22 protein-coding genes and 1 pseudogene are annotated in these 20,712 nt (G+C 61.8%); 9 read left to right on the top strand and 14 right to left on the bottom strand.

Annotated elements, in window-relative coordinates:
- Positions 1-41: 41 nt before the first annotated feature.
- The 3 genes from RM543_RS12870 to RM543_RS12860 all read right to left on the bottom strand — a co-directional run bounded on the left by RM543_RS12870 (position 42) and on the right by RM543_RS12860 (position 2,898).
- On the bottom strand, positions 42-1,067 hold the full coding sequence (locus RM543_RS12870; protein ID WP_311692271.1) for a site-specific integrase: 1,026 nt from the start codon (positions 1,065-1,067) through the stop codon (positions 42-44).
- Positions 1,064-1,270 carry a hypothetical protein gene (locus RM543_RS12865; protein WP_311692269.1) on the bottom strand — a complete coding sequence of 69 codons (207 nt, stop codon included), beginning with the start codon at positions 1,268-1,270 and terminating at the stop codon, positions 1,064-1,066. The genes RM543_RS12870 and RM543_RS12865 overlap by 4 nt, the downstream gene beginning before the upstream one ends.
- 293 nt (positions 1,271-1,563) lie before the next feature.
- A complete protein-coding gene (locus RM543_RS12860; RefSeq protein WP_311692267.1) occupies positions 1,564-2,898 on the bottom strand; it encodes an AAA family ATPase in 1,335 nt (444 codons plus the stop codon).
- Between RM543_RS12860 and RM543_RS12855 the strand changes: the two genes are divergently transcribed.
- Positions 2,888-3,127 carry a hypothetical protein gene (locus RM543_RS12855; protein ID WP_311692265.1) on the top strand — a complete coding sequence of 80 codons (240 nt, stop codon included), beginning with the start codon at positions 2,888-2,890 and terminating at the stop codon, positions 3,125-3,127. The two genes, RM543_RS12860 and RM543_RS12855, sit on opposite strands and share 11 nt — an antisense overlap.
- A 919-nt stretch (positions 3,128-4,046) precedes the next feature.
- Here RM543_RS12855 and RM543_RS12850 read toward each other — a convergent pair.
- Positions 4,047-5,048, bottom strand: coding sequence for a GIY-YIG nuclease family protein (locus RM543_RS12850; protein ID WP_311692263.1), 1,002 nt, complete (start codon positions 5,046-5,048; stop codon positions 4,047-4,049).
- A gap of 106 nt (positions 5,049-5,154) precedes the next feature.
- Positions 5,155-5,676 (bottom strand): hypothetical protein, encoded by a 522-nt coding sequence (locus RM543_RS12845; RefSeq protein ID WP_311692261.1) that lies wholly within the window; start codon positions 5,674-5,676, stop codon positions 5,155-5,157.
- A 122-nt stretch (positions 5,677-5,798) separates the two neighbouring features.
- Between RM543_RS12845 and RM543_RS12840 the strand changes: the two genes are divergently transcribed.
- The gene (locus RM543_RS12840; protein WP_311692259.1) at positions 5,799-5,996 is read left to right on the top strand and encodes a ribbon-helix-helix protein, CopG family; all 198 of its coding nucleotides are present in this window, start codon (positions 5,799-5,801) and stop codon (positions 5,994-5,996) included.
- Positions 5,997-7,154: 1,158 nt separating this feature from the next.
- Here RM543_RS12840 and RM543_RS12835 read toward each other — a convergent pair.
- The 4 genes from RM543_RS12835 to RM543_RS12820 all read right to left on the bottom strand — a co-directional run bounded on the left by RM543_RS12835 (position 7,155) and on the right by RM543_RS12820 (position 11,106).
- Positions 7,155-7,358 (bottom strand): hypothetical protein, encoded by a 204-nt coding sequence (locus RM543_RS12835; protein ID WP_311692257.1) that lies wholly within the window; start codon positions 7,356-7,358, stop codon positions 7,155-7,157.
- Positions 7,355-8,377, bottom strand: coding sequence for a serine/threonine-protein kinase (locus RM543_RS12830; protein WP_311692255.1), 1,023 nt, complete (start codon positions 8,375-8,377; stop codon positions 7,355-7,357). Before RM543_RS12830 ends, RM543_RS12835 begins: the two co-directional genes overlap by 4 nt.
- A gap of 939 nt (positions 8,378-9,316) precedes the next feature.
- Positions 9,317-10,576, bottom strand: a complete 1,260-nt coding sequence (locus tag RM543_RS12825; protein ID WP_311693356.1) for an ABC1 kinase family protein — start codon at positions 10,574-10,576, stop codon at positions 9,317-9,319.
- Between the two features lie 56 nt (positions 10,577-10,632).
- A complete protein-coding gene (locus tag RM543_RS12820) occupies positions 10,633-11,106 on the bottom strand; it encodes a DUF427 domain-containing protein (protein ID WP_311692253.1) in 474 nt (157 codons plus the stop codon).
- A 520-nt stretch (positions 11,107-11,626) separates the two neighbouring features.
- On the opposite strand from RM543_RS12820, the gene RM543_RS12815 reads away from it, so the two are divergent.
- The 3 genes from RM543_RS12815 to RM543_RS12805 all read left to right on the top strand — a co-directional run bounded on the left by RM543_RS12815 (position 11,627) and on the right by RM543_RS12805 (position 12,935).
- Positions 11,627-11,809 carry a hypothetical protein gene (locus tag RM543_RS12815; protein WP_311692251.1) on the top strand — a complete coding sequence of 61 codons (183 nt, stop codon included), beginning with the start codon at positions 11,627-11,629 and terminating at the stop codon, positions 11,807-11,809.
- Between the two features lie 342 nt (positions 11,810-12,151).
- Positions 12,152-12,487 (top strand): ArsR/SmtB family transcription factor, encoded by a 336-nt coding sequence (locus tag RM543_RS12810; RefSeq protein WP_311692249.1) that lies wholly within the window; start codon positions 12,152-12,154, stop codon positions 12,485-12,487.
- Entirely contained in the window at positions 12,480-12,935 is a 456-nt protein-coding gene (locus RM543_RS12805) for an SRPBCC domain-containing protein (protein ID WP_311692247.1), read from the top strand. The genes RM543_RS12810 and RM543_RS12805 overlap by 8 nt, the downstream gene beginning before the upstream one ends.
- Before the next feature lie 476 nt (positions 12,936-13,411).
- On the opposite strand, the gene RM543_RS18985 is transcribed toward RM543_RS12805, so the two are convergent.
- The 3 genes from RM543_RS18985 to RM543_RS12795 form a co-directional block, all read right to left on the bottom strand.
- Positions 13,412-13,615 (bottom strand): GNAT family N-acetyltransferase, encoded by a 204-nt coding sequence (locus RM543_RS18985; RefSeq protein ID WP_432280469.1) that lies wholly within the window; start codon positions 13,613-13,615, stop codon positions 13,412-13,414.
- 71 nt (positions 13,616-13,686) lie between these two features.
- Positions 13,687-13,845: a hypothetical protein gene (locus RM543_RS12800; RefSeq protein ID WP_311692245.1), complete on the bottom strand. Its 159-nt coding sequence runs from the start codon at positions 13,843-13,845 to the stop codon at positions 13,687-13,689.
- Complete coding sequence (locus RM543_RS12795; protein ID WP_311692243.1) at positions 13,842-14,237, bottom strand: rhodanese-like domain-containing protein; 396 nt, start codon at positions 14,235-14,237, stop codon at positions 13,842-13,844. The genes RM543_RS12800 and RM543_RS12795 overlap by 4 nt, the downstream gene beginning before the upstream one ends.
- A gap of 65 nt (positions 14,238-14,302) precedes the next feature.
- Between RM543_RS12795 and ftrA the strand changes: the two genes are divergently transcribed.
- The gene (ftrA, locus tag RM543_RS12790; protein WP_311692241.1) at positions 14,303-15,322 is read left to right on the top strand and encodes a transcriptional regulator FtrA; all 1,020 of its coding nucleotides are present in this window, start codon (positions 14,303-14,305) and stop codon (positions 15,320-15,322) included.
- A gap of 545 nt (positions 15,323-15,867) precedes the next feature.
- Positions 15,868-16,896 (top strand): fatty acid desaturase, encoded by a 1,029-nt coding sequence (locus RM543_RS12785; RefSeq protein ID WP_311692239.1) that lies wholly within the window; start codon positions 15,868-15,870, stop codon positions 16,894-16,896.
- Positions 16,897-17,289: 393 nt separating this feature from the next.
- Here RM543_RS12785 and RM543_RS12780 read toward each other — a convergent pair.
- Positions 17,290-17,562: pseudogene (locus RM543_RS12780) on the bottom strand (transposase); the annotation flags it as partial.
- A 78-nt stretch (positions 17,563-17,640) separates the two neighbouring features.
- Positions 17,641-18,159: a MarR family winged helix-turn-helix transcriptional regulator gene (locus tag RM543_RS12775; protein WP_311692237.1), complete on the bottom strand. Its 519-nt coding sequence runs from the start codon at positions 18,157-18,159 to the stop codon at positions 17,641-17,643.
- 120 nt (positions 18,160-18,279) lie between these two features.
- Here RM543_RS12775 and RM543_RS12770 point away from each other — a divergent pair, with 120 nt between their 5' ends.
- Together RM543_RS12770 and RM543_RS12765 are read left to right on the top strand one after the other, a co-directional pair.
- Positions 18,280-19,701, top strand: coding sequence for a sulfatase-like hydrolase/transferase (locus RM543_RS12770; RefSeq protein WP_311692235.1), 1,422 nt, complete (start codon positions 18,280-18,282; stop codon positions 19,699-19,701).
- A 34-nt stretch (positions 19,702-19,735) separates the two neighbouring features.
- Positions 19,736-20,704: a tripartite tricarboxylate transporter substrate-binding protein gene (locus RM543_RS12765; protein ID WP_311692232.1), complete on the top strand. Its 969-nt coding sequence runs from the start codon at positions 19,736-19,738 to the stop codon at positions 20,702-20,704.
- Positions 20,705-20,712: the final 8 nt, after the last annotated feature.

Genomic DNA, 20,712 nt, shown 5'->3' with positions numbered 1-20,712 from the left:
CACCGGTTTCTCGTGGTTGGACGGACGTGTTTAGCACTTCGTTAGCACTTTCCTGTTTCGTTTCTGCTCTGTTCGCGTGCCGTCTGCGCCCTTCTGGAAGCTGCTTTCTGGTTCGCCTGGGCGGTATATTTCTGAACCATCGAGAGCGTCTTGTGGCCGGTCACGGCCTGGATGTCCCGCATGTCGACCCCCGCGTCGGCCAGCTGTGTCGCGGCGGTGTACCGCCACCCGTGTGGCACGAGACGGCTCGTCCCCGACAGGACGCCGATGGCTTCGCGGATAGCCTCAACCTTTTTCTGCACCTGACGTTTGCCCATATGCTGTGTGCGGTTCTTCGCAAGAATGTGGGCCCCGCTACGGGGAACGGTTTCCAAGAAGCGCTGAAGGCGCGTGGGACAGTACACTTGGATTTTGGTTGAGGTTTTCTCCTGAACGACTTGCATGAACTCGCCATCAAAGTCGTCCCATTTCATCGAGATGCAGTCTCCAAGCCGCTGACCTGTGCCGATCGCCAATTCATAAACAATGCGCTCCACGCTGGATTTCTCGCACGCTGCCTCGAAGGCTTTCAGCCTGTCCTCGGGCCATGGCTTATATTCGCCCCCCGTCAGTTTCTCGACGTCCACGACCGGATTGCGGTCGATCCATTCGAGATCAACGGCGTGGCGCATGAGGATCGAGAGGACGGCCACGCGTTCATTGGCCTTCGACCAGGTATCCTGCAGGGCATCGCGCGCCTCCATGGCATGTTTCCGACGAAAAGAGCGGACGTCTTTCGCACCGTTCTTCTCACGAATCGCTTCGCAATGCCTTCTGTAGTTAGCAGCGCTACCCTTGCTAAGGCGCCTGTACTTCGCGCTCTGGTAGTAGCTGGAAATTAGCCGGTCCCAGTTTGTCCGGCACGCGGCAGAGGGTTGCCCGCGACGGAGATGCCAGTACTCCCGAAAGAAGGCTTCGCTGCCGGGCGCCGCCTTGAGTCGAACCCTTGTCTTGCCTTTCCGGAAGTAGTGGTAGGTACGCCCCTTCACGGTGATGGTGTCTAGGTAGGGAAGTTCCAGCTTCTTCATGTTTCGAAGCCTTCGTCGGGAACGGCGCCGCTCAGGATGGCTTCCAGCTCGCAGACCCGCCACCGCAGTACCTGCCCGGCGAGATTGATCGGCTGAGGAAGCGCGCCAATCTGGACGAGGTTCCTGAACTCGCTCATGCGCATGTCCAGCATCCGTGCTGCTGTGGTTTCCTTGACAGCCAGAAGGGGCGTGCGTTTGGACAAGTGTTCGCTCCCGTTCCGGCGGTTGTCTTGCGTGAAGACGTCTTTGAAGTTTAGTCGAGGTTCAGCGCCTGACGGGACAGGTCATCTTTGGAAACTGCTTGGAAACATGTGGATTACGGCCTGAAATTGCAGGGAATTCCCTCTCCACGGGGGCGAGATGACAATCCTGCCCCCGCTGCCTTCAGGCGCTTGAGTTTGGCAAAGTTTTTCCCAAAGAGATATTTGCGGAGTTACATTGATCTTCGTCGCGCCGGAGGATTACGGGCACATAAAGGGCCTCCCATCCCGGCCTGTCATGCCGTGTCCTCCGGCGTAGGAGACACGAGCTCGAACGGCGTTCCGCCAACCCACTGGGCCAGGGCCGAGGCATTCATTTCGCGCCGCAGCACCAAGTCGTTCGAGATGTTCACAAGAGTGTCTTTTCTCGATCCGAGCAGCGCATATGCCTTGCGTTCCGCCCGTCCCAGCTTCGCCCGCACCCTCTGCTTCTCCTCCTCGGTGAGCCTGTGCATGTCGGCTGGGCCCAACCAGCCGTCGCCGTTGCGGCCGATACCGAGTTCTCGGTCCATTTGCAGGACTAGCCCAGTCGCAAGAGCAAGATCGCTATCCCCATCGCCACCTGCGCCGCCCGAGATCGTGCCAAGCACCAGCCTCTCGGCCGCGCGACCGGCCATCAGGATCAGCAGCTCGTTTTCGATCTCCTGGACCGTCAGCTCGACGAAGGTCGAACGGCGTTCGATCCGACCGTCGCGGTCAGAGAGGCTGAGTTTCACTACTGATCCCCGTACCAGCAGTTCGGCGGCAAGCGCGTGGCCGGCTTCGTGGACGGCGATACGGCGGAGCAGTTCCGGATTGGGCTGATCGATCCCGAGGTGCCGGCGCAGCAGGTCGGATGACATCGACAGCCGTTGCCGCCGCGCGTCGGCCGCAGCGGCACGCAATGCGGCGTCGAGTTCGGCGGGGGTTTTGCCGACGGCGGCGCGGGCGAGGATGTCGATCTCGCTTTCGGGCAGCGTATTCGCCAGTCCTTTGGCCAGGATCCGCTTGATGTCCGCGATCGATGGAAATGGCATCCTCAGGATCTGGTCAAAACGGCCGGGTCGCGTGATGGCAGGGTCCAGTCTGCTGACCTGGTTGCAGGCCCCGATCAGGATCAAGCCCGGGGTGCGGGCCAGTCGGTCGATTTGCTGGAGGAAGCCGTTCACCACTTGCGTGCGGTAGCTCATACCGTGCTGATCGCTGCCAAATCGCGAGCCGGCCGCGTGGATTTCATCAACAAACAGCACGCAGGGCACTTTCGCGATCGCCTCGTCGAAGCACTTGATCATCGCGGCAAGCATGTGACCGAGGTGTCCGGCAGCTTGCCAGTCGGCAAAGCTGCCCTCGACCACTGCGACACCAGCGGCCTCGGACAGCTGTCGGGCAAGGTAGGTCTTGCCCGTCCCCGGAGCGCCATGAACGAGGAGCGAGCGTGACATCTCGCTCCAGTTCAGATCGCCAGCCTGGCAAGCCGCAAGGTCCGCCACGATGTTCCGGACAGCCTGGTGTGCGGGCGTGGTGCCGTCGATGATGGCCGGGCCGGAGGGCGCGCGCGCGACCTCGGCGGGGGGCGCCGTCTTGGTCATCATCGATGATCCGTTCCGCCACTTCTCGGGCTGTCAACGCGCGGCACGCCATAGCCAGGTGTCCCGCGTCCAAACTGGCCAGGCTCTCGTCGTCGGGCAACATCGCCCGCACGCATTTTTCATCGATCCGTCCGGTCGCGCTGTGGCTGACACTCAGGCCAAAGAGCAGGATATCGGCATTCAAGTTTTCCAGAACCAGAACGCGGGCGCCGGTCTCGCCGGAGCCTACTAGAGCTGGCAGGTGCTCCTGCTTCGCGACCGGCAGCAGGATTGGCGCCGGATGGTGAAGCAGGCGCTCCAGTTCCTTTTCCATGATCGCTCGGTCAGGCAGCTGTAGCACCGGGTGCGGCGCGGCCCGTGGCGCCCGGCTCTGGGTCGACCAGCCCTCCGGCAACATCGCGGCAGTCAGCAACTTTCCGAGGGAGAGGGTGGGTTCGAGGCCGACCACGACCGTCATCGCTCCGGGGCGAAGGCTCGCCTTCAAGCTCTCCGGATCCCGGAAGGTTGCGGCGAGGCGCGCCAGCAGGATCACGTCGCGGTGGTGAAGCGGGGTTGCGGGACAGGTGCTGCCGTCCGCAGCGGTTGCAAAGGGATCGCCGTCGTCTGCCGCGATCGCGTCCCACTCCTCTGGTGGCAGATGTCGCGCACGGGTGGCGCGCCCCAAGGCCAAGGCGGCGGATTGCATTCCGGAGGCCGCGCGGCGCGAAGGCGGCTTCGGGCTGTCGCCGCCTTCATACTCCATGAGAGTGTCGACAGCGGCTCCGTCACCATCCGTTGCGCGCCGTTCGAGATCGACGATGTCAGCTTAGGTTGCGCGCAAGCGCGCGATGCAGTCCTGGGCGAAGGCCCACCACTGAGGACGCTTCGCGCCATTTTTCTTTGGAAGGGGAAATTGGGAAGAAGGTTGGGTCATTGGCAGCTCCGTACTGTTCGGATCATGGCGCCCGGCTTTGGGGCGTGATCCGGAATGGGGCGTGGGAAGGTTCAGGGGAGAAGAGTTGGCGCTGTCCGGGATGTTGGGATCACGGCGCGGGCCGGTGCGTACCGCACACTGTGGCGTGCGGGTTTCGCTTTCGGGAAAGCGGGCTGGGCCGCCGTGGCGGTTCCGGGCCCAGACAGGACTGTTCCGGAAAAAGGCTGCGCCAGGGCGGCTACACTTTCCGGATTTCGTCCAGGCGCTTCAGAATGAGCGGCTCGATCTCGATCCCGTAGATCTCGATCTTGACCGACAACCAGACCCGAAAATGGCTGTATGGAATGATCGCGTCCGGATAAGACTTCCTCAGCGCACGATGGAGGGCCTTCTCCTGACACAGTGCGGCGTGGCCGGTCGGCTGCGGAACGACCCGGAGAAGCTCTGCCTGGATTCCGGGTTGAAGCAGGAGCTGGTGACGCAGCCGCGACTTTGGGTCACGCGAGAAGCCGAGCTTCACGACCTTCATTCCAGTCGGAAGCTCCAGACGAATGGCATAGATGTTGCTTGGCGCTGTGGCCCAGCCCTCCCCGCAAGCCGTGCATTGAAAGCGACCGCTTTGCATGTTCGCGCGGGCAACTCGTTGCCTGTGCCCACAGCCGTGCCGATAGATCCGGTAGTTCGGGTTGCCCGCCGGATCGCTCCCCAGTAGCTGCCACCCACGGTCAGCTGCTTCTTCGGTTTCTTTTCCGGAATGACAGGTCTCACAGCGCAGCTTGCAATGGCCGTTTGCGATACGTTCGATTTGTCCGAACTGACGGCGCACGGTGTGGCCGCACACCGCGAGGTAGATGCCGATTTTATGATAGTCCGGGTCATAGCTCTGGAATTCCAAGCCAGCCTTATGCGCCATCGCCACGATGGTGCGATGCCTGCAGCCCGCGCAAGCTGGTTGAGAGGAGCGAAGGGTGAAGAGCTTCTGCGCCGTCAAGGCGCCGCAGGTGCGGCATCGCAAGACAACGTGGGACTTGTCCCTGATCCGGCGCACCAGATCGAAGCCTTTGCACTGGGCAATTGCGTTCCATTCCGTCTTGATCGGTCCGGAATAGGTGCGGGACCAGCCCTCTGGGGAGAGCTTCCGGGAGCCACGCGGCAGGTACAGCTTATTCCGGGACGCGCCGATGTAGATATGCGGGTGAACAGTGGCGGGTTTGAGCGAAGTATGTGCGGGATGAGCCATTACTGGACCTCCGAGAATATGTCGGCTGAGAACGCGGGCACGGTTGTTCGAGCCCTGTCCCGTTCCGGGACAAGGCGTCATGGTGCTAGGACGATGTTTGTTCAGGTCAGGCGGCGAAGGGCTCGTATTCGGAGCAAGCCTCCGGGGAGGCCACGGCTTCAACCGGGTTCAGCATGTCGAGCATGCAGACCTCGTGGAACTGCTGCCGACCGCGCGCGAGCATCTGCGCGACGCGCCGCTCCTCCGGGCCATTCCCGCTCCAGGAAAAGAGGTCCGGATGACCTGCAACGATTTGGCGCGCTGTCCGGAGTTCAGCAGCGGTCTCGCAGCCGAGCGTCCAGTGAAGGTGGCGCGCAAAACGCTGAAGTGGAACGTCGCTACAGCGAGTAGCCGGCACGTCGATGATGGCGCGGCAGAGACCGCTGGCACGCTCCCACCCAAGTTCCGCCTGCCGCAGCCAGTGATCGAAGCCGGGATCGGACCAGAGACCGTCCTCGATATCGCGCTCAGCTTCGATCGCAGCGGCTAGGGCGGCGAGCAAGTGCGAGAAGTGGCCTGAAACGGGCGAATGACGGAAGTACTCGGGTTCATCCGCGCCAAAGCGCGTGGTAATGCGGGTGTCAGCCATGAACGATCTCCTGATGATCGGTTGTGGTTAGAGTGTGATGGGGAGGTCAGAGCCCCCATCGCACTTGACAATTTATTAATATGATGTCATTTAGTCAAGTAGTTTCTTGAAGGAGATTCGACATGGCTAAGATGGGACGTCCGAAACTGGATACCGAACCGGTCACCATCAGAATGGATCGTCAGATGCTCAAGGCGATCGACGACTATAGGCGGGCCGAGGAAGATCTACCTTCCCGGCCGGAAGTGGTGCGCAGGGTTATGACAGAGTGGCTGGCCACGCGGGCAGTGGACGAGGTTGAGGGGGATCGCCCAGATTGATAGCTCGGAGCGCGCGGACTTGATGACTTGGCCGCGCAGGTATTGGGCGGCGATACCATCACCTTGAGCAATAACTCTCCCCTACCCCGGAGCCATGCGCGCCGGAACCTCAAAGTAGCCGTTGAGCGCTGGCAACGAACCTTGCCCCTGAAACAGATCTGGGCATCTGCCCAACACGAACGGCCGCTCAGCTGCCATTGGCGAGCTCGCCTCTCGCTAAGGTAAGGTGCAGCTTTCCCGAACCGGACGGTCACGGAGGCGCGCGGCGGAGACGGGACTTCCAAGTTCAGAGACGCCGATCTAGGCTGCCGTTAGCCAACTTTCACGATTTACGCCGCATTTGCGAAGTCAGGTGCAAAGAGGGCGAGAGCGGACTTGCGGCGCTGCCGCATGGCGCGCGCAGCATCTCACGGAAGCGGACCTTCAGGCGGACGACGATCGGAAGTCTAGCTGCTCGGCAGTAAGGGCGGAAAGCGGTCGTTCGCTGCAAAAGCAAGTGAATCTATCGTGGTCACGGAAAGCAGACTTGCGGCGCAGCAGCGCATCACTCGAGGAAATTGAGGATGCAGACATTCAGCTGATTGAAAATTAAGACATCGCAGGACCAACGCCGGTGCTCTGAGGTGCCAGTTGGGTGAATGAGTCCCATCGCGAAACACCTACAGCCTCCACGAGAGCAGCGGAATGCTCAGCGAGTTCTTAGATGCGCATCCTGAGAACGCGAGTGCTCATTCTCTTTAAGTTTGGAGATTCTGATACAGTCTTTTGACAAGGCAACGCTATTGGCTTGGGCCATATTCCGCGAGGTCAGAAGAATGCGTATTTTGGGCCGCGGACCTTGTGCAGCGGATCATGCCGCCATACTGCCTGCGCCACCGGTATTAGCTCTGCTGTGTGATGCCGACCTAACGAACCGCATCGGTTACAGACAGACCTTGGCCTTGAAGGGCCTCGACCTGCCGCAACCTCGGGACGAGGTCTTCCGGCTTCTTTCGCTTCACAGCCATTATTTGGTCCTTTCCATGTGGACCATTCCAGTGGAGCCGCTCCATCAGCCGAAGTGATCAAACGGCTGACCTCTGCGCATGGAGGCAAAACCAATTAACCCAGCAAGAAAAGTCAACTAAATTTCACCACATTTCACCCGCATACGACCCCCTATTTCTGCGAGCCTACTTTCCGCATATCGATGTAGGAGCGTTCAGTAACTGGGGCGTTTAGGAACTTCCTCAGAGCTTCGGCCTTAGTTTTATCATCAGTTATGCGTTTTTGTGGCGCTTCAATCGAACGCTTACGATAACTTTCCGGTCTGTTTTTTACTTTGGTCATCAACTTTCCGGTCTGTTTTTTTACTTTGGTCATCCCTCAGATTTCAATACACGCCGAACACGTGCGTCAGTCATCCTGTCGCAACAATGCTCCCTATTGCGGCGTGATTTGCCTCCCTTGTAAGATACAAACTCCGTAGTTCCATCCGTTGCCACCGAAAATGTCTTTTCTGTGGCTCCGTCAATGCGCTTCCATACCTTACCTTCTCGACCTTTTTCAAAACGCCAGTCCAAACAGCGGCTTACGGTAGCCAGAGCGTTTGCCACCTCCAGGGCGGACTGAAACCTATCGTCCGGATCGACTTCCAAGCATCGCACGACCACCTTCCGAAGTCTATCCGGGATGTGTTCATGGAACGTTGATCGATTTGGATAAGTTCCACCACGAATAGCATAAGCAATTTCGTTAGAGGATTGGAACTGTGCAAAATGTTCGCGCAGCACGTCTTCGCCATTACACATGCGATAAAGCAGTAGCCCGAATTGATAAATATCGAAGCGAATGTCGCGATCCGGGCCCTCAAAAATTTCTGGGGCAATAATTGGTTGATAGAAATAATTCTGCTCGGCCCCGCCAAGATACATTTGCTTGGCTAAACCAAAATCTGAGAGCATTGCCTCCTTTCTATTCGAAAGAAGCACGTTGTCTGGCTTGATGTCGAAGTGTATCAGTCCCTTCGAATGTATATTGTGTATACCTGCCAAAAGTTGACATCCAAACCTCACGATTTCGCGGACAGTCAAAAAACGGTCTTCCATCAGACCTTTTAGAGATCCATTTTCAAAAAAAGGCATCGCTATATATATGTGGCCTGGATCTTCGCAGGCGTAAATTATCGGGACGACATTTTGGTGCGCGGTGGCGTAGAGCTTTCTTGACTCCGAGAAGTATTCGTTTGCATCGGAAATATCCGCTTTGGGAACGCATTTCATCACGATGTTAGCGTCGAGCTGAACATCATGAACTACGTGCGTTGTGGAGTTGCGGCCTTCGTGCCCAATTTCTCGGATGGCAGTAAAGTTCACTTCGGCGCGATTGTGCGGTTTAAGCATACTCTGCCCCCTTAGCGCACAGAATTGCCTCACGGGCTTCTTTTGTCATGTCGGCCCAATTCTCTACGTCGGGCGCTTCGCGGTTCTCAACCATTGGCTTGAATCGCGCTCTTTCGATTCCGATCCTCGCCGAAATCGACGAGATGTGTCCAATATAATATGCGTCCAGTGTGCTGCTCGCGAACGCTTCCAGTATCACCCCCTCGATTTGTATTCGATCAATGTTCTTGGTTTGGGCGCTCGGCTCAGTCGCGCGAATTCCTGCCTTCTGGACGTCGAATTCTCGCATTATGTCGAGAAGGTTGCTACGTATATACTTCAACGAGTCAGGGGGGTCGAATGCGATCGGAACAACGATATTCTCTACATTCAAAACTTCTGATGCCACTGTGTCATATATCGCAATTACTATATTTTTAGGTGTAACTCGTATTCCGATCGTTACCAAACTGTCCTCCGCGAAATTCATTTATTGAGCCGTTTCCGTTGTAATAATCTATAAACCTTCCCGATGCAATTGCAGACATGCAGGAGCATGTGTTGTGGGGTACATCAACGTCGTTATGGAATGTTGGCACAAAAACAATAATTTAATCTACTGGCTTGAAGCCCTTCGTCTCCGCCTCCTCGCACTGGATCAACCGCAACTGCCTGAGTGTCCAGCGAAACGGGGGCAAGACCAGATTCCTTTACGCCCCGCGCGGCCGAGATCCGTGAGCCCTCTGACGCTGCGAACACATGCGAATGGCCGTAGTGCCGAAGCCGCGGCGCAGCGATGGCCAGATCAGCGAAGGTCCGTTCTGGGCCGAGAGTGGCCTGTGGCTCTTCTACCGTCGTGGTCCACTTTGACCCAATCGCAGACCCAAGGGTAAAGCGCGCCCGAGGTTCTGTATGGGCCGCCGCGCCGGCTGAGCGAGCGGGCGCAGATCCCGGAGTATTTCAGCCGTAGGTCGCGACGATTTCGCCAAGATCGACACGGGCGCGCAGGCGTGCGGCGAGAAGGTAGGTTCCGGCGACCTTGCGCTGGACAAGGAGCGTGTCGGACGGAGGAATGTGGGCAGTGTCGCGCTCGACGCCCATCTCAAGAGCCCTGTCGCGCAGGCGTAGGGCGAGGTCGCTGGTGCCGAAGTCGAAGGGCGCATCGTCGCGGATCGCCGACATGCCGGTGTCGAACATATCAAGGATCGTTTCCCGGTGGCGGGGCGGGTTGGCGTCGCCGATCAGGCCCATGGCATTGGCGGCCGCGCGCGCGGCATCGCGGCCGCGGGCGAGGCCTGCACGCAAGAGGTCGCGGAAAGCCGCCACCATGTCCGGCGGCAGGGTCCCGACCGCTCCGAAATCGAGCAGGACGATCCGCCCGGTCGAGGGGTCTACGAGGTAGTTGGCAAAGTTCGGATCGGTCTGCATCTCGCCCCATTCGAAGAGCTCGCGAAGGACCAGCGAGACGAGGCGCGCGGCGAGCCCGTCGCGAACGTCTTGCGGGGCGTCGGCGAGGGTCTCGATCGGTTGGCCGTGAAGGTAATCCATGGCGAGGACGTTCGGCGTGCAGAAATCAGGATGCCGGCGTGGGACCGCGAAATCTGGCGATCCGGAGAGGCGGGCGGCGAAGCGATCGAGGCTGCGGCCCTCTCGCGCGTAATCGGCCTCCTCGTGCAATTGCCGGCGGGCGTCTTCCATCAAGGGACGCAAATTCAGCCCCGGCGGCGCCGCGCCGGACCATCGGATCAGGCCGGCGATGTTGGCGATGTCGCTGTCGATGCTCGTGCGGATACCGGGATACTGGATCTTCAGGGCGAGGTCGCGCCCGTCCTTCGTGCGGGCGCGGTGGACCTGGCCGATGGAGGCGGCCGCGATGGGGCGGACGTCGAAGGTCTCGAAGCGCCGGATCCAGTCACGGCCCCACTCGGCATCGAGAACGTCGCGCAGCTGGCGCGGCGGCATCGGGTCGGCGTCGGCGCGCAGGCGGTCGAGAATGGCCGCAATCTCGGGCGGCAGCACGTCGCCCGCGTCCATCGACAGGAGCTGTCCGACCTTCATCGCGGCGCCGCGCATCCTGGCCAGCTCGGTCGCGATCCGGCGGGCATTGCCGGGCGTCATCAGCAGCTCCCCGATGCGAGGTCGCTGCCCGCGTGTCGCCTGCCTCAGGCCGCCCGCCACGGCGCTGCCGGCGAGGCCGCCGGCCAGCCCCCCCATCCGCATCAGTCGGGAGAGCCGCCGGGAAGGAACGGGGCGGCCGAAGCGCTTGTCTCCGCCGCTCACCAATGCTCCGTCCCGCGCGCGCCCTTGGGCCGTCCCGTCAGGTTGGCGGTCACCCAGCCGCCGTAGAAGTCACCGGGTTGCGGGATCACCGGCTCGCCGCCAACGGAACAGGACGTCATCAGCCCCGCGTAGAAGGCGAGATGGTCTGCGAGGGCGGCGAAGGCGCGGGAGGGCGCCGCGTAGCTCCAGGCTGCGCGCGGGGCAAGGATCCCTCCCGCGCTCACGTCGAAATAGCGCGCCTGGCCCTTCCATTCGCAGAAACTTCCGCCGCTGGCCGGAGCGAAGTCTGCCGCGACATCCTCGGGCGGGAGATAGTAGGTCGGGGCGTGGTGGGTTTCGAGAACCCGGAGGGCGCGGGTGGTGTTGGCGATCGTCCGGTCCCCCAGGCGGATGCACACACGGTGCGGCACCGCCTCAAGACGGGGCGGACGGGGATAGTCGTGGACGTTTTCGTTAGGCAGATCGGACATCGCCGTCAGGTAGCTCGTATCAGCAGGGAACCAGAGGATGCCGGCCCCCGAGGCGTTCGGCCGCGCCCGCCGAGGATGGCGTGGGTGATGAGCGCGCGTCCAACGCGCAACACGTCGGATGACCGCTTCGGAGGAGCCGCACCGCAGCGTTGGGCATCGGGTGGAAGGTCCGCAAAGGGCCGAACTTGCGGCTTCCATACGACCCGTCTAAGCAAACTGGGTGACGGCAACGCCTGGTTCTACTGAAGGCCGAAGCCAGTCACGACCGCGGCAATGGAGCCATAGCGGGAATCCTGCCCTGGCCGCAGCGTTGAACCGGGACCGAAGTGGGGGGCGTATGAGCTTTATCGCAGCATTGATAGCAGCAGCTGTTCTAGGAACTGTCGCTGCTTCTCTTATCGCCTTGCCCAGACGGCCAGTCGTTCCCGTCGTTGTGACACTGACAGGGATGGGTAGCCTCGGTGCTTTGTCGTTGCGTTGGGCAAGCCAGAGCTGCCAGTCTGACCCAGCAGGCTGCGGAATGCAGCGCGGTTTCGAGGGCTTGGTACTTTGGGCTGCGGCAGCGCCATTGGCTGTCGGTGTGTTGACCGCAATTGCCTGGCGGATCGTGGCGGGACAGGAGGCGAACCTGAAGACGCGCATTGTCGCCTTGACAGCCATGACGCTGCTGATTTGCGTCCTTGGTTTCAGCATCACCTTCTGAACCGAGAGACAGACTAGTATATGGTGCCCCTGCCAACTCAAGAATGCTGCGTGCGACGTAAGGCCGGTTCGGGACGGCTGCGTCGCCGCGATGACCACCTTGCGAATGCCGGCTCAGGGCCGGGAGCGACGTCGCGCGGGGAAGGACCAGCGGCTTGCCCTTGCCGCGCCGCCGTATGGCTGCTTCAAGCCTAGATGGACGGTTGCTGCGCTGCCGGCAGACGTTGAAATACTGCGCCAGAGACCGGCGTTCCTCACTGTCCGAGGCGCAGACCAAGACAAAAAACCTAACTGTCAGGCTAACTTTTCTTGACAGAAGTGGTGCATCATTTTAGTTAGCCATATGGCTAGTAATCTGGATGGCTTCTACTCCGCCCTTGCCGATCCCACCAGGCGTGCTGTGGTCGAGCGATTGATGGTCGGCCCCGCGCCGGTATCGGAGTTGTATGAGCCTCACGACATGGCACTTCCGTCCTTTCTGAAGCATCTCGGAAAGCTCGAATCCGCAGGGATTATCCGCTCCGAGAAGTCGGGTCGCGTTCGGACCGTTCATATCGAGGCGATCGCGATCGCGCAGGCCGAGAACTGGCTGAAGCAGCAACGGCGCATCTGGGAAAGGCGTCTCGACCGTCTATCCGCTCTCGCCGAACACGTTGAGAAGGAACGCAGCAATGGCTGACTATGAAACCCTGATCCTGCAACGTGAAGTTGCCTGCGCGCCCGACCGGCTTTTTCATGTCATCACCGACCGTGATCTGCGTCAAAAGTGGTCTGCGCCGGATGACGAACGTGTCGTCATCATTGACGAGTATGATTGTCGGCCCGGCGGACGCGAGGAAACCCGTTGTGGCCCGAAGGATGCACCCGAGTTCAACACCACCGGCCTCTTTCATGTCGTCACGCCCGAGTTCCTTTGTTTCACGGAAACCTTGGTTGTCGGCGGTCAGACGATGTCGATCTCGCTTTGCAGTCATGAAATTTCGAAGAGCGATACGGGCAGCTCCCTGCGCGTCACATTACAGATCACGAGCCTCGTCGGGACAGACCTGTTCGACGACTATCGCGGCGGATGGTCTGCTTCCCTGGACAACCTCACCACGCTCGTCTCTGAGCTTGATCAGTCCTGAGAAACCGGTTTGCGGCGCTCCGGCATCATCGAACTCAGCGGCGGGTTTCCCGCAACCGCGGCCCTCATCCGCCTGGCATGAATGGCGGCTTCGTCCCGCTCAGCGAACCTTGCCCTACCAGACCAAGTGGCGCCGATGGCAGCCTCAGGATAGCCGCACTGCAGCGTTGAGGCTTTCGGCGAACGTCCGGTCTGGGCCGGAAGCGACGCCGCGCGAGAGGCGGCCGGGCACTTGGCCCCACCAGGGTGGTTACGCGGCACGCCAGAGCGCCGCATGCCCGCTTCAAGCCGGAAACTGACCAGAGCGCGCCAGGCCGAATTTGCACGCGTAGCGACGCGCTCAGCGCTTTGACGGCCCTGAGCGGACCCTCAAGACCGAGGTCGGCGCTGCAGTGCCGCTTCACCGAACGGGCCGTTCGTGCATTGCGCAGCATTCTTTACAGGCTGGATGAGGGCTGTTGCGGACAATGCGGACGCTCAGAAGGATAAGCGGAAGCGCTTTTTCTCCAGTATCTCCGCGCTATTTCGCAGGTAGACGTTCGTGGCCGCCGTGTTCCATTGCGGTTTTTGCCATTCCAGCCAGAGGGTTTCGGCGTCGCGGGCCGACTGAACGACCTTGGCGAGAAGCCTGCCGCGGATCCCGAGCCCACGGCATGGCTGGGCGACGAACAGGCAGTCCAGATGCCCAGTCCGCGCACCGTGTCAGTGTGCGTAGTCGAACGTCAGCGCGGCATAACCGACCAATCCCTCCGTTAAGCCACGAACAGGTGAACCGGCGGATTGGGACACAGCAGCACGTCGTCCAGAACATCTGCCGTCAGTACCGCCGCGCCGCGTTCGAAAGCGGCGTGGTCATGGATCAGCGATAGAAGGTGGCCGCCAGCGTCTGGCTGAGCACACCGAAGGATCATGCGTCCGTGACCAATTCGAGCCCTTCGTCGATCCACCCCGTGATGCCTCCCGCCATGATCTTGACCGGCCGTCCGAGCTGGGCCAGGCGCAGCGCGCCTCGAGCCGCCCCGTTGCAATGCGGCCCAGCGCAGTAGGTGACGAACATCGTGTCCTCGGGCCACGCGCTCATTTTCGAGCGGGTGATCTTGCCGTGCGGCAGAAGGACGGCGCCGGAGATATGTCCGGCGGCGTAGAGCGAGGGACCACGCACATCCAGCAGGACGAAATCCGCCCCCTTGGTCAAAGCGTCATGAACGTCCCAGCAGTCGGTCTCGAACGTGAACTCAGCGGCAAAATGCTGGCGCGCGGCGTCGCTGGGGGCGGCGGGGACCTCTGTTACGGCGGACACCATGGAACATCCTTTCAAGTTGTCAGGAGGATATGGCGAAGTGCGGCCTTTCATGGCAATTGGCGGAAATGACATCCTTCGTAAATATTCTGCCAAACCGATCCGCTCCTCCGAACGCCACCGGTCCGGTGGTGACGGCCCTCCTCTATGATGGTCTCTGCACCTTCGAATTTGGTATCGTCGCCGAGGTGTTCGGGCTGGACCGGCCCGAGATGGGGCCGGGGTGGTATCGCTTTGCCAGCTGCGCAATCGAGCCGGGGCCGCTGCGGGCGCATGGCGGCTTCAGCATCACTCCCGACCGGGGAGCCGATTTGCTGGACGAGGCAGACATCGTCGTCGTTCCGGGTTGGAAAGGTGCGGACGCGGTCGTACCGCAGGCTCTGGCCGACCGGCTGTGCGCGGCGCACGCTCGTGGGGCTCGACTGGTGTCGATTTGCTCTGGTGCATTCGTGCTGGCCGCGACCGGCCTGCTCGACGGGGCGGCCGCCGCGACGCACTGGCGCTATGCCGACGCGCTGCAGGCCCGGTTCCCCGAGGTCCGCGTCGATGCAGCGTCGCTCTATCGCGGCCATGACCGTGTCTACACCTCGGCCGGAAGCGCCGCCGGCATCGATCTCCTGATCGAGATCGTCAAACAGGACTTTGGCCCTGAAGCTGCCAATTCGGTCGCGCGCCGCCTGGTCGTGCCGGCCCACCGGACGGGTGGCCAAGCGCAATTCCTGGAGCGCCCGGTGCCCATCCACCCAACTGGCGGAATTGCCCCGCTTCTCGACCGGATGCGCGAGACCTTGGATCAGGATTGGCCGGTCGAACGCATGGCTCAGGACGGAGGCATGAGCCTGCGCACCTTTCTGCGCCGATTCCGCGACGCAACCGGCACCACGCCGGGCGACTGGCTGATCGCGGAGCGGGTAGAGGCTGCCAAGGCGCTCTTGTGCGAGGGTCGCCTTAGTATCGAGGGGGTCTCGCAAGCCGTTGGCTTTGGCTCCGCGCACGGGTTGCGCCACCACTTCCGCAGTCGGACCGGATTGGCTCCCTCGTCCTACCGAATGCGGTTCCTGCCCACGAGTAGAGGCGCATCAATTTGACCGGTGTGCGCTCGATGCGGACCTGCGGCAGTGCGGCAGGACAGGATCATCAGCCGAAGCCAACGGCCGTCGCTTCCGAACCTTACCTGCCGTTCGCAGCGTGTCCGAATGCCACAGCGCGGCTTCACCGAAGCGGCCCTGCATATCCACCCGTAGTATACGAAGATCACAAGAGGCCAGCGCTTTGCGGGCAGACCTTCCCTTGGGGGAACATGGTCGGAATGCCGGCGCCCGTTGCCGAGCTCGTTCTCAGCCATACCTTTGCAGCCGTCGCAATATTTTGAGGCAATCGTCGCAGGCGAACCCTTGTATGACTGGGCACCGTAAGTGATGCGCTAGCTAGGAATGACGGGCATCCCGAACCTGTCCACACCAAGGTTACATTGCCCGTGCCGATCGTGCGTAACGTCATTGGCGCGTTTCGGATGGCGGGATCAAGCTTGGCGAGACTCGAACGTCGCACGACTGTCCATGCGCTCAACAGCGTACCTTACTTACTGTGCTTCGGGCCCACGGCCTTGGGCCTGCCCCCGGAGACCCCTGCCATGACCACCCCACATACGAGCGATGCAGCCGCGCAAGCGCGGCACTGGGTTCCCATTCTCGCGCGCTACCGTGAGCCGTCAGACCGCCGCAGCCTGGCAGAGATTGCCGTGACGCTCATACCGTTCCTGCTGCTATGGGCCTTGGGCTGGTGGGCCCTTGATGTGAGCCGCTGGCTTGCCGTGGCCATCGCGCTTCTAAACGGCGCTTTCCTCGTGCGTATTTTCGTGATCCAGCATGATTGTGGGCATGCCTCACTCTTTCGCAGGAAAACTCTGGGCGACTGGGTCGGCCGCGCACTCGGGGTGCTGACGGTGACGCCCTACGACGTCTGGCGCCGCATCCACGCGATCCATCACGGGGCAGCCGGCAATCTCGATCGACGCGGCCCGGGCGAGGTCTACACGATGACGGCGGCGGAGTATCGCGCGCAATCCCCGCTGGGCAGGCTGCGCTACCGACTGTACCGGCATCCGGTGGTTCTTTTCGGCCTCGGACCGGCATGGGTGTTCCTGTTCGAGAACCGTCTGCCGCTGGGACTGATGGGGGCCGGCGCCCGCTACTGGGTGAGCGCGATGGGTACGAACGTCGCCGTGGCCGTAGCCCTGGGAGTCATCATCGTCTTCGGCGGCCTTGAGCCCGTGTTCCTGCTGTTTCTTCCGACGACCCTGTTCGCCGCGACGGTGGGAGTGTGGCTGTTTTACGTCCAGCATCAGTTCGAGGACACGCTATACGAACACGAGCGGGACTGGGACCTTCACGAGGTGGCGCTGCACGGCAGCTCGCACTACGACCTCCCGGCGCCGCTTCACTGGCTGACGGCCAATATCGGACTGCACCACGTGCATCACCTCAACAGCCGGATTCCGTTCTATCGCCTCCCGGCAGTCGTGCGCGACCATCCCGGCCTCGACGGCGCACAGCGGCTGACCTTGGCCGAGAGCCTGCGCTGCGTGCGCTTGAAGCTCTGGGATGAAGACCGCCGCCGCCTCGTGACGTTGGACGACGCGCTCGCGCGACCGCTCGCCTAGACGACCGACGCCAATCGCCGAACCAGCCACGTTCTGTTTGCGGCCTCATCCCTTCGGGGAGCACGCGCAGGAGCAGAATCATCGCACCTGGTATGTAGGCCTGATAAAAAGTCACGGGTTCGCAAAGGACCCCGATGGCACTTGCAGCAACACGGCAATCTTTGATCCGTAACAGGTCAGTGGCAGCGTTTTTCCGGCCCTAACCCGATAATCGCCGGGCTGACCATCGCCGCGTCGCAGCTTCCCCGAACCGGTCATTGGTGGGAGCGTGAAGCGAAATCGGCTGGTGAAAGTCGACGATATGGACCAAGCCAACCTTCGACGAAGAGCGGCTTCCGGTACGACGCGCAAACGGTCAATTTTGCGCGACACTTGTGCGAAAGAGTTCTGAAAGCCGTTCCTGCGGATCGGGAGTGAGGAGGATCGGTGATCCGTCCGGGGGACGGATCGCCCGACGAACGGGACAGCATCACGCCCGATGATGGCCCTGTGGCAGCGGCGCGTGTCATAGGCACCATCGGCCGTCACGGTGCCCATCTGCTCGTCCTCGGGGACTTGGCCGAGCAGGTCGGGCAGCACTGGGCTGTCGTCGTCGCGGCTGGGGGTGCATTCGACGGCGCGGATGTCAGATGTGGCCGGGTCCATGACCAGATGCACCTTGCGCCATTATCGGCGGCCCTGCAGCCATCGGACAGGCCGCTCCCGATCAACACCAGCCCGCGATCTGATCTCGCCGGTTGCGGCCTATTGCTCTTTTCCATCGCCAGTGGTGGGCAACGCTTCGGGGTGGTCCATTTCCCGCGCCAAATGCCGCGACAGCTTGTCGATCGCAGCGTAAAGGCCTTCCATTTCCCGCTCTGTCAGAAGTTCTTCGAACAGGCTCTGGCGCGCCTCGAACTTGGACCTGACACTGCCCAGCTCTCGCTTGCCCTTGTCCGATAGCCTGAGCAGCTTGCGCCGCTTGTTGGTCGGATCCGAACGCTCGACGAGAAACCCGGCGCCGGTCAGTTCCGCGACCGAGCGGCTCACCTGAGCCCTGTCGATCACCATCAACCGCGAGAGCTCGGCTGCGCTCGTCTCCCGGAAGATCTTCAACACCATCAGGATGCGGTAGCCGGTTAGGTTGAGCGGCTTGCCGGCAAGCTCTCTGGTGGCGTGATTGTCCAAGAGCTTGCTGAGCCGAGAGACCCGGAAGGACAACCTTGTCTCGAGCTCGGAAAGAGCGCGCAGCCTTTCGCGGGTCGCATCGGCGTCGAGATACATGGCCACCCCTCCACTTTGTTGCATACTCAACATTATTGTTGATTTACTATCTACAGTGAAGCATAAACTATATCCGAGGAACTATGCGACCGGAACCGGGTCGAGGGGAGGAGAGCAAGGATGAAAAAGCCGAACGTGCTCTTGATCATGGCCGACGAGATGCAGGCCGCGGCATTGTCCTGCGCCGGGCACCCACTGGTCCGAACACCGAACCTCGACCGCCTCGCCGAGCGGGGCTGCCGGTTCACGAATGCCTACACCCCGAGCCCGATCTGCGTGCCCGCCCGAGCCGCCTTCGCGACGGGCCGCTACGTTCACCAGACCGGCTATTGGGACAATGCAACGGCTTATGACGGGCGCGTTCCCGGCTGGACCCATGCCCTGCAGGAGGCAGGTGTCGAGCCGATCAGCATCGGCAAGCTCCACTACCGGTCGGAGACCGACCCGACCGGATTCAGCCAACAGGTCTTGCCGCTGCACATTGCCGAGGGGATCGGACAGGTCTGGGGGTCGGTCCGCGACCCACTGCCCGAGACGCCGCACCCCGCGCGGATGATCGGGGCGGTCGGTGCCGGCTGCTCGAAATACAATCGCTACGACATCAGCGTGGCGGACGAGACTGCGCGCGAGGTCAGGGAACGCTCGGGAACTGCACCCTGGATACTGTTCTCGAGCTTCGTCGCACCACACTTTCCGCTGGTCGTTCCCAAGGAATACCTGGACCTCTACCCGGCCGAGGAGATGCCGCTGCCCGATCTCCGCCCGGTCGCCGGGCATGCCCGGCATCCCTGGCTCGACCGGATGGACGCCTTCCAGAACAACGATTCCGAGTTCGAGACCGATGACGAGCGGCGTCTCGGCATTTCCGCATATTTCGGGCTCTGCACCTTTGTAGATGCGCAGATCGGGAGGATCCTCGACGCGCTGGAGGACAGCGGCCAGAGCGACGACACTTTGGTCCTGTTCTGCTCGGACCACGGCGAGATGCTGGGCCGACGCGGCCGTTGGGGCAAGAGCCTGCTCTACGGCGAGTCGACCCGAATTCCGCTGATCGCGGCCGGACCCGGAATTTCCCACGGAACGCTGTGCGAGACGCCCGTTTCGTTGCTCGACATCGCACCGACCGTGACACAGGCCCTTGGCGCGCCGACACCTGACGATTGGGTCGGCCGCTCGCTGCTCGAGATTCTCACCGAGCCCGCAGACCGCACGCGCGTGGTCTTTTCGGAGTATCACGCCGTGGCTTCGCCCTCGGGAGCGTTTCGCGTCGCCACGGCGGACTGGGCCTATCACGAGTATGTCGGCTATCCGCCGGAGCTCTTCGATCTTCGGGCCGACCCGGGCGAGACCCGAAACCTCGCCGACGATCCCGCACACGGAGCGACCCGCGCAGCAATGCGACGCGAGTTGCTGGCGATTTGCGATCCCGAAGAAGTCGATCGCGAAGCGAAGACGGATCAGAATGCCCTCGTCGCCCGGTTCGGAGGACCGGAAGCGGCGTCGAAGGTGGGACCGATGGGGGCGTCACCCGTCCCCATCTGAACTCGGATAATTCAGCATTTCATGGGAGGAAAACATGACTGGACTTAACTTCAGACCGCTGGCCCTGGCCGCTGCCATCGCTGCGGCCCCGGCCTTCGCGCACGCACAGGAACAGGATCTCGGCTGGTCGCCGCAGGGCCCCGTGACCATGCTGATCGCCTTCGCGGCGGGCGGCGGCGCGGATTCGCTCGCGCGCCTCCTCGCGGAGGAGCTGAACGCGCGCTACGACTGGGAGGTGATCCCGCAGAACGTCACCGGTCGCGGCGGCGTGGTGATGGCTCAGCATCTGGCCGGCGAACCGGCTGACGGCATGACGGTGGGCGTCAGCGTGAGCGAGGCCACGACCTACGCGGTCCAGGCCGCCCGCGACCCCGGTTTCGACGTGTCGAGCTTCGACTACCTCTCGACGATCACCGGCACCCAGATGGGCATCATCGCCAAGGCGGACCGCGGCTGGGACAACATTGGCGACGTGATCGAGGCCGCCAAGTCGGGCGAGCAGATCACGGTCGGCTCGATGACCCAGAAACTCGCCGATGCGACATATGTGCTGGGCAAGAACAACGGCATCGAGTTCACGAACGTCATGACTTCGGGCGGACGCGGCGGGATGAACGCCGTGATCGCCGACGATGTCGACATCGCCTGGTCCGCGGGGGCCCAGGCGCAGGGCGTCGAGGCAGGCGATCTCATCAACCTGACCTCGGCCGAAGCCGAGCCGCTGCAAGTGTCGCCCGACGCGCCGATGATCGGCGACTTCAACTTCGACTACGACATGGGCGTGATGTTCCTGGTGATGGCCCCCGCCGGTCTTCCCGAAGACGCCAAGACGGCCTGGGCAACCGCGATTGAGACCATCGTCACGGACGAGGAGACCCAGATCAACGCGCTCACCAATCGCGCCTTCTCGGGGCCGCAGATCCTCAACGGTGAGGAGCTCTCGCAGGCGATGCAGGAGAGCTACGACGCCGCGGGTCGCCTGCTCGACGAATCCGCCGAGTAACCGTGCCC

Origin of the sequence: Tropicimonas omnivorans, assembly GCF_031846565.1 — a bacterium.
GTDB classification, from domain to species: Bacteria; Pseudomonadota; Alphaproteobacteria; order Rhodobacterales; family Rhodobacteraceae; genus Tropicimonas_B; species Tropicimonas_B omnivorans.
This window is presented reverse-complemented; position numbering and strand designations above follow the sequence as displayed.

What these genes read in the sequence shown, in the direction of transcription:
- RM543_RS12870 (WP_311692271.1), bottom strand. Translation starts at nt 1,067, where the DNA reads ATGAAGAAGCTGGAACTTCCCTACCTAGACACCATCACCGTGAAGGGG.
- RM543_RS12860 (WP_311692267.1), bottom strand. Translation starts at nt 2,898, where the DNA reads ATGATGACCAAGACGGCGCCCCCCGCCGAGGTCGCGCGCGCGCCCTCC.
- RM543_RS12850 (WP_311692263.1), bottom strand. Translation starts at nt 5,048, where the DNA reads ATGGCTCATCCCGCACATACTTCGCTCAAACCCGCCACTGTTCACCCG.
- RM543_RS12845 (WP_311692261.1), bottom strand. Translation starts at nt 5,676, where the DNA reads ATGGCTGACACCCGCATTACCACGCGCTTTGGCGCGGATGAACCCGAG.
- RM543_RS12840 (WP_311692259.1), top strand. Translation starts at nt 5,799, where the DNA reads ATGGCTAAGATGGGACGTCCGAAACTGGATACCGAACCGGTCACCATC.
- RM543_RS12835 (WP_311692257.1), bottom strand. Translation starts at nt 7,358, where the DNA reads ATGACCAAAGTAAAAAAACAGACCGGAAAGTTGATGACCAAAGTAAAA.
- RM543_RS12830 (WP_311692255.1), bottom strand. Translation starts at nt 8,377, where the DNA reads ATGCTTAAACCGCACAATCGCGCCGAAGTGAACTTTACTGCCATCCGA.
- RM543_RS12825 (WP_311693356.1), bottom strand. Translation starts at nt 10,576, where the DNA reads ATGCGGATGGGGGGGCTGGCCGGCGGCCTCGCCGGCAGCGCCGTGGCG.
- RM543_RS12820 (WP_311692253.1), bottom strand. Translation starts at nt 11,106, where the DNA reads ATGTCCGATCTGCCTAACGAAAACGTCCACGACTATCCCCGTCCGCCC.
- RM543_RS12815 (WP_311692251.1), top strand. Translation starts at nt 11,627, where the DNA reads ATGCAGCGCGGTTTCGAGGGCTTGGTACTTTGGGCTGCGGCAGCGCCA.
- RM543_RS12810 (WP_311692249.1), top strand. Translation starts at nt 12,152, where the DNA reads ATGGCTAGTAATCTGGATGGCTTCTACTCCGCCCTTGCCGATCCCACC.
- RM543_RS12805 (WP_311692247.1), top strand. Translation starts at nt 12,480, where the DNA reads ATGGCTGACTATGAAACCCTGATCCTGCAACGTGAAGTTGCCTGCGCG.
- RM543_RS12800 (WP_311692245.1), bottom strand. Translation starts at nt 13,845, where the DNA reads ATGATCCTTCGGTGTGCTCAGCCAGACGCTGGCGGCCACCTTCTATCG.
- RM543_RS12795 (WP_311692243.1), bottom strand. Translation starts at nt 14,237, where the DNA reads ATGGTGTCCGCCGTAACAGAGGTCCCCGCCGCCCCCAGCGACGCCGCG.
- ftrA (WP_311692241.1), top strand. Translation starts at nt 14,303, where the DNA reads ATGACATCCTTCGTAAATATTCTGCCAAACCGATCCGCTCCTCCGAAC.
- RM543_RS12785 (WP_311692239.1), top strand. Translation starts at nt 15,868, where the DNA reads ATGACCACCCCACATACGAGCGATGCAGCCGCGCAAGCGCGGCACTGG.
- RM543_RS12775 (WP_311692237.1), bottom strand. Translation starts at nt 18,159, where the DNA reads ATGTATCTCGACGCCGATGCGACCCGCGAAAGGCTGCGCGCTCTTTCC.
- RM543_RS12770 (WP_311692235.1), top strand. Translation starts at nt 18,280, where the DNA reads ATGAAAAAGCCGAACGTGCTCTTGATCATGGCCGACGAGATGCAGGCC.
- RM543_RS12765 (WP_311692232.1), top strand. Translation starts at nt 19,736, where the DNA reads ATGACTGGACTTAACTTCAGACCGCTGGCCCTGGCCGCTGCCATCGCT.